General features: G+C 70.4%; 12 protein-coding genes. 2 read left to right on the plus strand and 10 right to left on the minus strand.

Features of this window, described 5'->3' with window-relative positions:
* Positions 1 to 87 precede the first annotated feature (87 nt).
* From gatB to gatC, 3 genes are read right to left on the minus strand one after another with little or no spacing between them, the layout of a single operon-like run.
* The gene (gene gatB, locus G406_RS0102285) at positions 88 to 1,587 is read right to left on the minus strand and encodes an Asp-tRNA(Asn)/Glu-tRNA(Gln) amidotransferase subunit GatB (protein ID WP_028932539.1); all 1,500 of its coding nucleotides are present in this window, start codon (positions 1,585 to 1,587) and stop codon (positions 88 to 90) included.
* Positions 1,584 to 3,104: an Asp-tRNA(Asn)/Glu-tRNA(Gln) amidotransferase subunit GatA gene (gatA, locus tag G406_RS0102290; RefSeq protein ID WP_028932540.1), complete on the minus strand. Its 1,521-nt coding sequence runs from the start codon at positions 3,102 to 3,104 to the stop codon at positions 1,584 to 1,586. Before gatA ends, gatB begins: the two co-directional genes overlap by 4 nt.
* Entirely contained in the window at positions 3,101 to 3,400 is a 300-nt protein-coding gene (gene gatC / locus G406_RS0102295; protein WP_028932541.1) for an Asp-tRNA(Asn)/Glu-tRNA(Gln) amidotransferase subunit GatC, read from the minus strand. Before gatC ends, gatA begins: the two co-directional genes overlap by 4 nt.
* Positions 3,401 to 3,697: 297 nt before the next feature.
* Between gatC and G406_RS0102300 the strand changes: the two genes are divergently transcribed.
* Positions 3,698 to 4,351 (plus strand): ACT domain-containing protein, encoded by a 654-nt coding sequence (locus G406_RS0102300; RefSeq protein WP_028932542.1) that lies wholly within the window; start codon positions 3,698 to 3,700, stop codon positions 4,349 to 4,351.
* A gap of 26 nt (positions 4,352 to 4,377) precedes the next feature.
* On the opposite strand, the gene G406_RS0102305 is transcribed toward G406_RS0102300, so the two are convergent.
* From G406_RS0102305 to G406_RS0102320, 4 genes are all read right to left on the minus strand, one after another.
* Positions 4,378 to 5,106: a 3-keto-5-aminohexanoate cleavage protein gene (locus G406_RS0102305; protein ID WP_028932543.1), complete on the minus strand. Its 729-nt coding sequence runs from the start codon at positions 5,104 to 5,106 to the stop codon at positions 4,378 to 4,380.
* A gap of 73 nt (positions 5,107 to 5,179) precedes the next feature.
* On the minus strand, positions 5,180 to 7,381 hold the full coding sequence (ligA, locus tag G406_RS0102310) for an NAD-dependent DNA ligase LigA (RefSeq protein ID WP_028932544.1): 2,202 nt from the start codon (positions 7,379 to 7,381) through the stop codon (positions 5,180 to 5,182).
* 412 nt (positions 7,382 to 7,793) lie between these two features.
* Entirely contained in the window at positions 7,794 to 8,204 is a 411-nt protein-coding gene (locus G406_RS0102315) for a YccF domain-containing protein (RefSeq protein WP_028932545.1), read from the minus strand.
* A gap of 155 nt (positions 8,205 to 8,359) precedes the next feature.
* A complete protein-coding gene (locus G406_RS0102320) occupies positions 8,360 to 9,460 on the minus strand; it encodes a pyridoxal-phosphate-dependent aminotransferase family protein (protein ID WP_028932546.1) in 1,101 nt (366 codons plus the stop codon).
* Between the two features lie 85 nt (positions 9,461 to 9,545).
* Between G406_RS0102320 and G406_RS0102325 the strand changes: the two genes are divergently transcribed.
* Positions 9,546 to 10,463 (plus strand): LLM class F420-dependent oxidoreductase, encoded by a 918-nt coding sequence (locus G406_RS0102325; protein WP_028932547.1) that lies wholly within the window; start codon positions 9,546 to 9,548, stop codon positions 10,461 to 10,463.
* Between the two features lie 4 nt (positions 10,464 to 10,467).
* Here G406_RS0102325 and G406_RS0102330 read toward each other — a convergent pair whose 3' ends face one another.
* The 3 genes from G406_RS0102330 to G406_RS0102340 form a co-directional block, all read right to left on the minus strand.
* The gene (locus G406_RS0102330; protein WP_028932548.1) at positions 10,468 to 11,502 is read right to left on the minus strand and encodes a methionine synthase; all 1,035 of its coding nucleotides are present in this window, start codon (positions 11,500 to 11,502) and stop codon (positions 10,468 to 10,470) included.
* A 175-nt stretch (positions 11,503 to 11,677) separates the two neighbouring features.
* Positions 11,678 to 12,757: a tRNA 2-thiouridine(34) synthase MnmA gene (mnmA, locus tag G406_RS0102335; RefSeq protein ID WP_028932549.1), complete on the minus strand. Its 1,080-nt coding sequence runs from the start codon at positions 12,755 to 12,757 to the stop codon at positions 11,678 to 11,680.
* Between the two features lie 5 nt (positions 12,758 to 12,762).
* On the minus strand, positions 12,763 to 13,992 hold the full coding sequence (locus G406_RS0102340) for a cysteine desulfurase family protein (RefSeq protein ID WP_028932550.1): 1,230 nt from the start codon (positions 13,990 to 13,992) through the stop codon (positions 12,763 to 12,765).
* Between the last annotated feature and the right edge of the window lie 75 nt (positions 13,993 to 14,067).

Consider the following 14,067-nt stretch of genomic DNA (forward strand, 5'->3'; position numbering starts at 1 on the left):
ACCCCGACCGGCTACGCGGCCGTCGAACGCGCCGCGCGGCTCGTGAGTGGTACGGGCGCCTATAGGCGCCCGTACCACTCACGAGGGTCAGGAGCAGCGTTCGACGATGAGCTCGCGGACCCGCTTCGCGTCGGCCTGGCCCCGGGTCGACTTCATGACCGCGCCGACGATCGCCCCGGCCGCGGCGACCTTGCCGCCTCGGATCTTCTCCGCGACGTCCGGCTGCTCGGCGAGTGCGGCGTCGACCGCGGCGATCAGCGCCGAGTCGTCCGACACGACCTTCAGGCCACGCGCGGCGACGACCTCGTCCGGCGAACCCTCACCGGCGAGCACACCGTCGACGGCCTGCCTGGCGAGCTTGTTGTTCAGCTCACCGGAGGCGATCAGCTCGATCACCCTGGCCAGCTGAGCGGGCGTGATGGCCAGCTCGTCGAGCGCAACACCCTGGGTGTTGGCCTGCTGCGACAGGTAGGACACCCACCACGAGCGAGCCTCACCGGACGGTGCACCGGCCTCGACCGTGGCCGCGACGAGGTCGAGCGCACCGGCGTTGACCAGGTCGCGCAGTTCCTCGTCGGTCAGCGACCACTCGGTCTGCACCCGCTTGCGCCGTTCCCACGGCATCTCCGGCAAGGTCTGGCGGATCTCCTCGACCCACTCCCGGGACGCCTCGATCGGCACCAGGTCCGGCTCGGGGAAGTAGCGGTAGTCCTCCGCCGTCTCCTTGCGCCGACCGGCCGAGGTGGAGCCGCTGGACTCGTCGAAGTGCCGGGTCTCCTGCACGACCGACTCGCCCGCGTCGAGCACACCGGCCTGGCGGCACATCTCGAACCGGACAGCGCGCTCGACCGACCGCAACGAGTTGACGTTCTTCGTCTCGCTGCGGGTACCCAGCTCGCCCGAGTCGCGCGGCGCCAGCGACAGGTTGACGTCACAGCGCATCGAGCCCTGGTCCATCCGCACGTCGGACACATCGAGCGCCTTGAGCAGGTCCCGCAGCGTCGCGACGTACGCCCGCGCCACCTCGGGCGCCCGCTCCCGCGTGCCCGGGATCATCTTCGTGACGATCTCGATCAGCGGCACACCTGCGCGGTTGTAGTCCAGCAGCGAGTAGTCCGCGCCGTGGATACGTCCGGTCGCACCGCCCACGTGCAGCGACTTGCCGGTGTCCTCCTCCATGTGCGCGCGCTCGATCTCCACCCGCACCGTCGAACCGTCGTCCAGCACGACGTCCAGCCAGCCGTTGACCGCGATCGGCTCGTCGTACTGCGAGGTCTGGAAGTTCTTCGGCATGTCCGGGTAGAAGTAGTTCTTCCGGGCGAACCGGCAGCGCGGCACGATCTCGCAGTTCAGCGCTAGACCGATGAGGATCGCCGAGCGAACCCCGATTCCGTTGACCACCGGCAGCGAACCCGGCATGCCCAGGCACGTCGGGCAGACCTGCGTGTTGGGCTCGGCCCCGAAGGCCGTCGGGCAGCCGCAGAACATCTTGGTGTTCGTGTTCAGCTCGACGTGGACCTCGAGCCCCATCGTGGGGTCGAAACGCTCGACGACGTCGTCGTAGTCGACAAGTTCGAGAGTCGTCATACCGATGCCTCCAGGCCGTTCACCCGCTGGATCAGCGGACCACCGTCGGCGGCGTCGCGGGCGGCCTCCAGCGCGGCGGCCACCCGATACATCACCGCCTCCCCCAACGCGGGCGCCATGATCTGCAGACCCACCGGCAGCCCGTCCGACTCGGAGATACCGGCCGGGACGGACATCGCGGCGTTGCCCGCCATGTTGGACGGGATCGTGCACAGGTCACACAGGTACATCGCCAGCGGGTCGTCGACCTTGTCGCCGAGCCCGAACGCGGTCGTCGGCGTCGTCGGCGAGACCAGGACGTCGGCCTTGCCGAACGCACCGGCGAAGTCGTTCGAGATCAGCGTGCGGACCTTCTGCGCCTGCCCGTAGTACGCCTCGTAGTAGCCGGAGCTCAGCGCATAGGTGCCGAGCATGATGCGGCGCTTGACCTCGGGCCCGAAGCCCACCTCACGCGTCGCGGCCATGACCTCCTCCGCCGAGGAGTACGCCTCCGGCGAGACCCGCAGGCCGTAGCGCATCGCGTCGAACCGAGCGAGGTTCGACGACACCTCGCTCGGCATGATCAGGTAGTACGCGGACATCGCGTACTCGAAGTGCGGACAGCTCACCTCGACGAGCTCGGCCCCCAGCGACTCGAGCCTGCGCAGCGAGGCCTGGAACGCGGCCTCGACCTCGGGCTGGTAGCCCTCGCCGCCGAGTTCACGGACGATGCCGACCTTCAGGCCGCGCAGGTCACCCTCGGCACCCTGACGGGCGGCCTCGACGACAGCGGGCACCGGTGCGTCGATCGACGTGGCGTCCCTCGGGTCGTGCCCGGCGATCACCTCGTGCAGCAGCGCGGCATCCAGCACCGTGCGGGCGCAGGGCCCGGCCTGGTCCAGCGAGGACGCCGCGGCCACCAGGCCGTACCGGGACACCCCACCGTAGGTCGGCTTCACGCCGACCGTCCCGGTGAGCGCGGCCGGCTGACGGATCGAGCCGCCGGTGTCGGTCCCGATCGCCAGCGGCGCCTCGAACGCGGCCAGCGACGCCGCCGAGCCACCGCCGGAACCGCCGGGGATCCGTGAGGTGTTCCACGGGTTGTGCGTCGGACCGAACGCGGAGTGCTCGGTCGAGCTGCCCATCGCGAACTCGTCCATGTTGGTCTTGCCCAGGATCGGGATCCCGGCGGCCCGCAACCTGGCGGTGAGCGTCGCGTCGTACGGCGGCTGCCAGTTCTCCAGGATCCGCGAGCCGCACGTCGTCGGCATGTCGATCGTGGTGAACACGTCCTTGAGCGCCAGCGGCACACCGGCGAGCGGCGAGACCGGAGCTTCGCCCCCGGCCAGCGCCGCGTCGACGCGCGCGGCCGCACCCAGCGCCGACTCGGCACCGACGTGCAGGAACGCGTGCACCGCCGGTTCGACCGCCGCGATGCGGTCCAGGTGCGCCTGGGTGACCTCGACCGAGGACACCTCGCGGGCGTGAATCTTCGCGGCCAGTTCCGCCGCGGTCAGCCTGGTCAGTTCGGCGCTCATGCTTCCTCCCCCAGAATCCTGGGAACCTGGAACCGGCCCTGTTCGCTGGCCGGCGCGCCGGCCAGTGCCTGCTCCTGTGTCAACCCGGGACGCACCTCGTCGGCGCGGAACACATTGGTCAGCGGCACGGCGTGCGAGGTCGGCTGGATGTCGTCGGCCGCGATCTGGCCAACCCGCGCCACCGACGTCAGAATGACGTCGAGCTGCTGGGCAAACGTGTCGAGCTCGTCCTGCGTGACGGCGAGCCGGGCCAGCCGGGCGAGGTGCGCGACCTCGTCACGGGAGATGGCAGGCATGTCCCTCCTGGTGTTCAACAAAGCCCTCGGGGACGAAATAGTGGTGATCATGGTGATCGGCGCACGAGCCCCGGGAGAGGTAGACAACCAGTCTAGTGCTCCTGGTCAGGGCATTTTTACCGGCTCCCGGGCCAGTCGCTCTCACCCCACGTAGCCTCGCTATCACCCGCTGGTGCAGCAAATAGGGCCCCTCTGCCGAGCCAACCAGGACACCGGACTGACACAATTCGTCGGGTTTGCTCTTCGTTCGACATACCCACCTGCACGTGCACGCGGTAATGAGGAGGCGGTTGGAGCGTGTCTTTCCTGATCCGGGTCCAGGTCCCGGACCAGCCTGGCATGCTCGGCGCGATCGCCACCGCGCTGGGCCACGCCGGGGTGGACATACTCGGTCTCGACGTCGTGGAACGGGCCGAGGACGTCGCGATCGACGATCTCACGGTGGACCTGCCGAACGGCCGCCCACCGGACGTGCTGATCACCGCCGTGGAGTCGATCCCGGGTGTCCACGTGGAGTCGGTCCGGCCGCACACCGGAAAGCTCGACACGCACCGCGAGCTGGAGCTGATCGAGGAGATCAGCGCGAACCCGGCCGACGGGTTGCAGACCTTCGCCGACGGAATCCCACGCATCTTCCGCGCGGGCTGGGCACTGGTCGTCATCCAGGAGGACCGGCGCGCCTACCGGCTCGCCGAGAGCCAGGCGTCACCGGAGACGCGGGCCGGCAGCCTCCCCTGGCTTCCCCTGACCAAGCCGATCGTGCTCGACCCGTCGGTGCACTGGGCACCGGAACCGTGGTTCGAGCTGGACACCGAGCTGGCGGCCGCGCCGTTCGCCTCCAAGGACAAGGCGCTGGTGGTCGGACGGCCGGGCGGCCCGGGCTTCCGACCCTCCGAGCTGGCGCGGCTGGCTCACCTCGGCGGGATCGTGTCCACCATCCTCGGCCTCTGAGCAGACCCCGACGGGTCCGCTCGGCCTCAGGTCATCAGGGCGTGAGCAGTCTTGATCAGGTCCTCGTTGCCGGTGGCGAGCCACTTGTCCGGGCGCACCAGCACATCTTCGAAACCCATCCGGGTGTCGATGTTCTTGACGCTCAGCGCGTAGTTGAACACCGGCCACGCGCCGTCTTCCTCGCCGTGCAGCAGCACCGAGACACCGGACTTCGGGGTGCCGAGCGCGCGCATGATCCGAGCGGCCTCGGCCACCGCGGTCTCCGGTTCGCTCACCGTCGGCTCGGCGACGATCCGCACCGTGCCCGGCGGGATGCCCAGCTGCTTGAGGGTGACCGCGTCGGCAGTCGTCCAGATGCCCAGCTCGAGACCGATACCGAGCGAGTAGGCGGCGGCGCACACCTCGCGCCAGCCGAGATCGTGCACGTTGACCGCGACGACGTCCGGCTTACCGGTGCCCAACCTGCCCCAGGCCATGACCGCGTCGATCCGGTCCTTCGGGTCGGGCTGAACCCAGCGCGCGGCGGGCACACCGACCTCCATGCCGGGGACCTCGGCGTGGATCGCGGCGACCGCGTCGCCGACGTGCAGCGGGTCGAGCGTCTCCAGCCCGTCCGGGCTGCGGGGATGAACGTGCACCGACGTGACGCCGTAGCGGGACACCGCCCGCGCATCACGAGCCAGGTAGTAGGGCGTGACAGGCAAGGCGGGGTGCGCATCCGCCGGCCGCGCACCGTTCAGACAACCTTGCAGCACAGAACTACCTCCCCGACGTACTTAAGATTAAGCCACGAACCGCCTGGATGGGCGTCTCGATCAGCGCTATTCGCTAATCCGAACGTGACGCTTCCAACGCGGCTTCCGGACCTTGATCCAACAATACGGTGAACCCATCCTCGTCCAACACGGGCACACCCAGTTCCACCGCCTTGTCGTGCTTGCTCCCCGGAGCCTCGCCGGCGACCACGAAGGCCGTCTTCTTGGACACCGATCCGGCGGCCCGACCACCACGCGCGGTGATCGCTTCCTTGGCCTCGTCGCGGGAGTAGCGTTCCAGACTCCCGGTGACCACGATGGACAGCCCCTCCAGACTGCGCGGAACGGACTCGTCCCGCTCCTCCGCCAGCCGGACGCCCGCCGCCCGCCACTTGGCCACCACGTCACGGTGCCAGTCGACCGAGAACCACTCACGCACCGCCGAGGCGATGGTCGGACCTACCCCGTCGACCGCCGCCAACGGGTCGACCCGCTTGGTCTTCTCCTTCGGCGCGTCGTCCTCACCGGTCTGCTCGTCGAGCTCCTGGCTCCCGCCGGTGTCGGCGACGGCCACCTCGATCGCGTCGAGCGAACCGAACTCCCTGGCCAGCGCCTGCGCGGCGGTCGGGCCGACGTGCCGGATCGACAACGCGACCAGCACCCGCCACAGCTGTTGGTCCTTGGCGGAGTCCAGGTTGGCCAGGAGCTTGCGCGCGTTCGCGGACAGCTCACCGGCCTTCGTGCGGAACAGCTCGACGCGTGCCAGGTCGTCCTCGGTCAGCGCGAAGACATCACCCTCGTCGGTCAGCACGCCCGAGGTGAGCAGCGCCGTCGCCGCCTCGTAACCGAGCACCTCGATGTCGAACGCCTTGCGACTCGCCAGGTGGAACAGCCGCTCACGGAGCTGGGCCGGACAGGACCGCGAGTTCGGGCAACGCAGGTCGATGTCGCCCTCCTTCTGGTGGGCCAGCTCCGTGCCGCACTCAGGGCAGTGCGTCGGCATCACGAACTCGCGCTCGTCACCGGTGCGCACGTCGGCAACCGGGCCGAGCACCTCGGGGATCACGTCGCCCGCCTTGCGGATGACCACCCGGTCACCGATCAGCACACCCTTGCGCCGGACCTCCTGCGCGTTGTGCAGCGTCGCCATCGCCACCGTGGAGCCCGCCACCACAACCGGTTCCATCACCGCGAACGGCGTGACCCGGCCGGTGCGCCCCACGTTCACCTGGATGTCGAGCAACTTGGTCGTCGCTTCTTCCGGCGGGTACTTGTAGGCGATCGCCCACCTCGGGGCGCGGGAGGTCGCGCCGAGCCGACGCTGCAGCGTCACCTCGTCGACCTTGATCACGATGCCGTCGATCTCGTGTGCGATGTCGTGGCGGTGCTCGCCCCAGTACGCGACGTGCTCGACGATCTCCTCGGCGCCCCGGCGCACGACCGTGTGCTCGGACACCGGAAGACCCCAGGCGCGCAACGCGTCGTAGGCCTCTGACTGGCGCGCCGGCGCGAAACCCTCCCGCTTGCCGAAACCGTGGCAGATCAGCCGCAGGTTGCGGCTCGCGGTGACCCTCGGGTCCTTCTGCCGCAACGAGCCCGCCGCGGTGTTGCGCGGGTTGGCGAACGGCGGCTTGCCCGCCTCGACCAGGGTCGCGTTGAGCGCGGCGAAGTCCTCCAGCCGGAAGTACACCTCGCCGCGTACCTCCACGAGCGCGGGCAGCGGGAACTCCTCGGTGCCGGTCAGCTTGTCCGGCACCTCGCGCAGCGTCCGCAGGTTGAGCGTGATGTCCTCGCCGGTGCGCCCATCACCCCGGGTGAGCGCCCGGGTGAGCTGGCCGTTCTCGTAGAGCAGGTTGACCGCGAGGCCGTCGATCTTGAGCTCGCACAGGTAGTGCAGCTCGTGCCCGACCTCCTTCTCGACCCGCTCCACCCAACTGCGCAGCTCGTCGGACGAGAACGCGTTGTCCAGGCTGAGCATCCGCTCCAGATGGTCGTGCGCGGTGAACTCGGTGGAGAACCGCGCCACCACCCTCTGCGTCGGCGACTCGGGAGTGACCAGCTCCGGGTACTGCTCCTCGAGCGCGACCAGCTCACGCCACAGCTCGTCGAACTGGCCGTCCGACACGACCGGCGAGTCGAGCACGTAGTAGCGGAACTGATGGTCGGCGATCTCGGTGGCCAGCCGGCCATGGCGCTCACGTTGCTCACCGGGGACCGGTGTGACCTCGGCGGTCTCGGTTCCGGAGGTGGCTGTTGCGGGATCGGCGGCGCTCACGGGACAAGGTTAATGCTCACCACCGACGGTTTCTCTCGGGCCTGTTCCGCCGTCCTTTCGGGCCTGTTCCGCGCGGAGTTTTTCTGTGACCACCCCGGCTCGCGTAAACGCTCGCTGGGGTACTCCAAGAAAAACAAACCTCGTTCCTCGGTTGAGCGCGCGCTTGTCGTCACCCTGGGAGCCGCCGTCCTGCTCGGGAGCCTGGTTGCGGACATTCACTACGCCTGCCTTCGCCGGAACTCCTTCGGAGACTCGCGGAGCCGGCTCAGCCGTTGCTCGGTTGGGTGCCTCCGTGGGGGCTCCCATCGGGAGATCCGCGGAGCCGGCTCAGCCGTTGCTGGTTGGGGTGCCTTCGCCGGAACTCCACTCGGAGACTCGGGGAGCCAACGGGCTCTTTCCGCCGGTCGTGGGGTCAGGCGACCGCGTAGGTCCGTGCGGTGCCGACCGGGTGGCCCATCGGGACGATCTCCTTGCCCAGCGGGAGGAGCGCGACCGGGATCAGCTTGAGGTTCGCCCAGGCGAGCGGGATGCCGATGATGGTGATCGCCAGGCAGATCGCGGTCATCAGGTGGCCCAGTGCCAGCCACCAGCCGGCGACGATCAGCCAGATCACGTTGCCGATGACCGAACCCGCGCCGGCTCCCGGGCGGTCCACCAGGGTTCGACCGAACGGCCAGAGCGCGAAGTTGGCGTTGCGGAACGCCGCGAGGCCGAACGGGATGGTGATGATCAGAACGCAGCAGATCACCCCGGCCACGACGTACCCGACCGCCATCCAGAAGCCGCACAGCACCAGCCAGATGACGTTCAGCAGAGTCCGCATAGCTTCCATGGTGCCAGCGGATCCTGGTTCAGGTCTCGGACAAATCGGCTCGTCCCCGCTGGCCACAGCAGTCACACCTCGCAGAGGGTCGTGTCGTGTCGCAGATGCTGCAGCGTCTGCGACACGACGAGAGGGTCTGCGAGGTCGCCGGTGGGCTAGGTGATCAGGTCGTCCATCGCTGCCAGGAGGGTTGCCACCGAGCGGTCTCGGGCGTTGTGGCCCATCAGGCCGATGCGCCAGGCCTTGCCGGCGAACTGGCCCAGGCCGCCGCCCACCTCGATGCCGTAGCGCTTGAGCAGCTCCACCCGCAGGGGTGCTTCCTCCAGGCCGTCCGGCAGCAGGGTGGCGGTGAGCTGCGGGAGGCGGTTCGCCGCGTCGGCGACCAGGCCGAAGCCTCGCTTGCCCAGCGCGTCCTGGAGTTTCGTTCCGATCGCCAGGTGCCGGTCCCAGGTGGCTTCCAGACCCTCGTCGAGCAGACGGCCGAGCCCGGCGTGCAGCGAGTAGGCCAGCGTCGAGGAGGCGGTGTGGTGGTAGCGGTGCGAGGGCGCCAGGTAGTACTCGTGCAGCAGGCCCAGGTCCAGGTAGAACGAGCGCACCGGGGTCGTCCGGGCGCGCATCACCTCGACCGCCCTCGGCGAGAGGGTGACCGGCGCCAGCCCGGGCGGCGCTCCCAGGCATTTCTGGCTGGCGGAGTAGCAGGCGTCGACCTTCCAGTCGTCGACCCGCAGCTCGGTGCCGCCCAGCGCCGTGACCGCGTCCACCAGCAGCAACGTGTCGGTGTCGGCGAGAGCGGACAGCGGGGCCACGTCGTTGCGCACCCCGACGGAGGTCTCGGCCGCGACCACCGCGAGCAGCCGGGCGTCGCTGTGCTCACGCTGGGCGTCGAGCAGGTCGGCGGGGTCCAGCGCGCGTCCCCACGGGGCCTCGACGCGCACGACCTCGGCACCGCCCCTGGTCGCCACCTCGCACAGCCGCTCGCCGAAGTAGCCGTTGACGCCGACGATCGCCTTCTCCCCCGGCTGCAGCAGGCTCGCCAGACACGCCTCCATGCCGGCGGAACCGGTGCCGCTGACCGCGAGCGTCAGCTCGTTCGCGGTGCCGAACACGGCACGCAACCGGTCGCTGACCTCGGCCATCAGGGCCAGGTAGTCGGGGTCGAGGTGGCCGAGAACCGGTCGGGCCAGTGCCTCCATCGCCTCGGGGTACGGGGTCGACGGGCCGGGACCGAGCAACAGAGGATCCGCGTGGGCGCTCACGTCTGAGCACCCTACTGACGTCCCGGGGAGGTCCGCATCTCCACGCGGGTTGGCGCCGGAACCGTCGCGGGTATTGGATCGGGGAATGCAGTACGCGATCTCGATCCCACAGACCGTCGGCCCGGACTTCGACCCGGCGCTGCTGCGGCACTTCGTCATCCGTGCCGAGCAGCTCGGCTTCGACAGCGCGTGGACCCAGGAACAGGTGCTCGGCACGGCGCCCCAGCTGAGCCCGCTCACCACCATGACGTTCGCGGCCGCGTGCACCGAGCGGATCCGGCTCGGCTGCTCGGTGTTCGTCACGCCGCTGCACAACCCGCTGCACCTGGCGAAGAACCTCGGGTCGCTCGACCACCTCAGCAAGGGGCGCGTCGAGGTCGGCATCGGGACCGGTGGGCGCGGACGTCCGTTCGCCGCGTTCGGGCTCGACCCGGACGCGATGGTCACCCGGTTCACCGAAGGCCTCGCCGTCATGAAAGCGCTGTGGACCGAGCCGGAGGTGACCATCGACGGTCGGTTCTGGAAACTCGACCGCGCCACGATGGAGCCCAAGCCGGTACAGAAGCCGCACCCGCCGGTGTGGTTCGGAGGCTCCGCCCCGGCCGCGCTGCGCAGGGCGGTCCGGCTCGGTGACGGCTTCTTCGGCGCCGGGTCGACCACCACGGCGAACTTCGCCGACCAGGTTCGGCTGGTGCGTGAAGCGCTCACCGAGGAGGGCCGCGACGCCGCCGGCTTCCCGATCGCCAAACGCGTCTACATCGCCGTCGACGAGGACGCCGACCGCGCGCGGGCGCGGATGACCGCCGCCCTGGACACCCTCTACGGCCGGTCGCAGCCGAACAAGCTGATCGACGTCGCGGTGTGCGGCACACCGGAGAACTGCATCCAGGGCCTGCGTGAGGTCGTGGACGCGGGCGCCGAGATGCTGCTGTTCACTCCCCTGTTCGACGAGGCCGCCCACATGGAGGTCCTCGCCGAGGAGATCATCCCCGAGATCGACTGACGCGTCAGTCCTGCGCGGACCAGCTGGCCGGTGGTTCCACGAACGCCTTGCCGAGATCGCGGCTCAGTGCCATGGCCCGGCGCGCCCACTCCGGGGTCGCGCCGGCCAGCCCGCAGCTCGGGGTCGGCAGCACGAGCTCGGCGAGGCGTTCACGCGCGAATCCCACCCGGTCGGCCAGCTCCACGGCCGGACGGCCCAGCTCACGCAGCGTCCGCTCGGGCTCGTCGGTGTTGCGGCGGCTGGGCACGAGACCGAGCAGCACCGGGATCCCCGCATCCCAGGTCTCACCGATCGCGTCCAGCGCGGCGGTGTGCGTTCCGATCATCCGCAGGTCGAGCGCGAGCGCCCGAGCACCGGCGTTGCGCAGCAGCGCGATCGGGGCCTTCGGCGCGCAGCAGTGCACGATCACCGGCTCCGGGAGCCGCTCGATCACCCCGCGCAGTACCTGTTCCGCCTCCTGCTCCTCGACGGCGGCGACGGTGCCGAACCCGGACGGGGTGGGCAGTGCGCCCGCGAGAACCGACGGCAGGCTCGGTTCGTCGAGCTGGACGGTGACCCGCGCGCCGGTTCTCCTGGCCACCTCGTCGACGTGTGCGACCAGCCCCTCGGCGAGGCTGTCCGCGAACTCCCGGCGAGCACCCCGGTCGGACAGCACCCGGTGCCCGTTGCGCAGCTCGACGCCGGCGCAGAGCGTCCACGGCCCGGCGACCTGCAGCTTGACCCACTCGGGGCGGGTCGTGTCGAGCGCTTCCTCCAACGCGTCGAGATCGGTGCGCAGCAGGTCGACGCCGCGCCGGTGTTCCCGTCCCGCACGAGCGGTCACTCGGTAGCCCGACGGTACGAGCTCGGTCGCCAGGTCCACCAGCAGCGCGGCAGCGCGGCCGATCATGTCCGCGCCGACACCCCGTCCCGGCAGCTCCGGAAGGTGCGGCAGCCCCGGTAGCTCACCGGCGACGGTGCGCGCGGCTTCCAACGGGTCGGTCCCCGGCATCGATCCGATGCCGGTGGCGGTGCCGGGCGCCCAATAAGAAGTACTCACAGCCCGGTGTCTACCAGTAACCCGCCGCGAGCAACCGGGCAGCTCGCACAGAGACTCATCGTGGGCACTTTGCACGTGTTCGTGCTGCGTCGCACATGTCCGGACATGTGCGACGCAGCACGTAGATGTGCAAAGCCAGCCGGCCGCGCAGCGTGTGGTGGGTCTGTGCGAGCTGTCAGACGAGCGTGCCCGAGCCGATCACCACGTCGCCGGTGGGGTCGGGGCGGTACAGGGCCACGGCCTGGCCGGGGGCCACACCGCGCAGGGGTTCGCGCAGGTGCACCCGCAGGACGGTGCCGTCCAGCTCGGCCACCGCGTCGGCGAGGCCGCCGTGCGCGCGTACCTGGGCCACGCACTCGATCGGGCCGTCGGGGGCCGTGCCGGAGGCCCACACGGGACGTTCCGCGGTCAGCTCGTGGACGTCGAGCTCCTCCGAGGGGCCGACCTTGACCGTGCCGCTCACCGGCTCGATACCCAGCACGTACCGGGGGCGGCCGTCGGCCGCCGGTCGGTCCACACCCAGGCCGCGTCGCTGGCCGACGGTGAACCCGTGCACTCCGGAGTGCTCACCGAGCACCTCGCCGCTCAGTGCGTCGACCACCGGGCCCGGCTTGCTGCCCAGACGTTCGGTCAACCAACCGGCCGTGTCACCGCTCGGGATGAAGCAGATGTCGTGGCTGTCCGGCTTCGCCGCGACGGACAGACCGCGCCGGGCCGCCTCCGCCCTGATGTCGGCCTTCTGCGTGTCCCCCACCGGGAACATCGCGTGCGCCAGCTGCAGCTCGGTGAGGACGGACAGCACGTAGGACTGGTCCTTGCCCGCGTCGACGGCACGGCGCAGCACCCGGTCGCCCGGCGGGCCGTCCAGGCGTGCGTAGTGACCCGTGCAGACCGCGTCGAAACCGAGGGCCAGCGCCTTGTCCAGCAGCGCGGCGAACTTGATCTTCTCGTTGCACCGCAGGCAGGGGTTCGGGGTGCGGCCGGCGGCGTAGTCCTCGACGAACTGGTCGACGACCTCCTCGGCGAAGCGCCCCGCGAAGTCCCACACGTAGAACGGGATGCCCAGCACGTCCGCCGCGCGGCGGGCGTCGGCCGCATCCTCCTTCGAGCAGCAGCCCCGCGACCCGGAGCGCAACGCGTCGGGAGTCTCGGACAACGCCAGGTGGACCCCGACGACGTCGTGTCCCGCGTCGACGGCGCGCGCGGCGGCCACCGCCGAGTCGACGCCGCCGCTCATCGCGGCCAGCACTCGCACGCCGGTCACCGCCCGGCTGTCCGGCCGGCGCTGACCGCCTGCCTGCTACCCGCGTGACCGGCCCGTCGCGCGCGTTCCACGACCGGCCCGATCGCCTCGACGACCGCGTCGATGTCCGCACTCGTCGAGTCGTGGCCCAGTGAGAACCGCAACGAGCCGCGCGCCGTGGCCTCGTCGGCGCCCATCGCCAACAGCACGTGGCTGGGCCGGGCGACGCCTGCGGTACAGGCCGAACCGGTGGAGCACTCGATGCCCTGCGCGTCCATCAGCATGATCAGGCTGTCGCCCTCGCAGCCGGGGAACGACAGGTGCGCGTTGCTGGGCAGCCGGGACGGCGCTCCGCCGATCACGTCACGACCGGCATCACCGTTGAGCACCGCGTCGGGCACGATCTCGATCACCCGGCGGACCAGGTCGTCCCGCAGTTCGGCCAGCTCCGGCGCACGCCGGGGTGCGTCGGCGACCGCCTCACGCACCGCGACGGCCAGCCCGACGATGGCGGGCACGTTGAGCGTCCCGGACCGGACGTCACGTTCCTGTCCCCCGCCGTGCATCAGCGGCGTGCACGCGACGTCCCGGCGCAGCAGCAGTGCGCCCTGACCGTAGGGGCCGCCGAGCTTGTGCCCGGTCAGGGTGAGCGCGTCGGCGTTGCTGGCGGCGAAGTCGACCGGCAGCACCCCGACGGCCTGGACGGCGTCGGTGTGCAGCGGGACGTCGAACTCGTGCGCCATCGCGGCCAGCTCGGGGATCGCGTTGACCGTGCCGACCTCGTTGTTCGCCCACATGACGCTGACCAGCGCGGTACGGTCCGGCGCCTCGGACAGTGCGGCGCGCAGCGTCTCCGGCCGCACCCGCCCCGCCGCATCGACCTCGAGCAGGTCCAGCTCGGCGCCCTCGTGCTTGACCAGCCACTCGGCGGCCTCCAGCACGGCGTGGTGCTCGGTCGTCGAGATCAGCAGCCGGGTGCGGCGCGGGTCGGCGGCGCGGCGTGCCCAGTAGATGCCCTTGACGGCGAGGTTGTCGCCCTCGGTGCCCCCGGTGGTGAACACCACCTCGGACGGCCGCGCCCCGAGCGACGCGGCGAGCGTCTCCCGGGACTCCTCGACCTCACGGCGTGCCATCCGGCCGGCGGAGTGCAGCGACGACGCGTTGCCCGTGCGCGACAGCGCCGCGCTCATCGCGGCGACCGCCGACGGCAGCATAGGTGTGGTTGCGGCGTGATCCAGGTACGTCATATCGGGTCCCAGGTTAGACGCCTTCTGGCCCTCGGGTCACGTCGCATGCCCGGCCGACCGCCATCGGCGGACCCT

This window comes from Actinospineispora spinosispora DSM 44797 (assembly GCF_000429025.1).
In the GTDB taxonomy this organism is placed as follows: Bacteria; Actinomycetota; Actinomycetes; order Mycobacteriales; family Pseudonocardiaceae; genus Pseudonocardia; species Pseudonocardia spinosispora.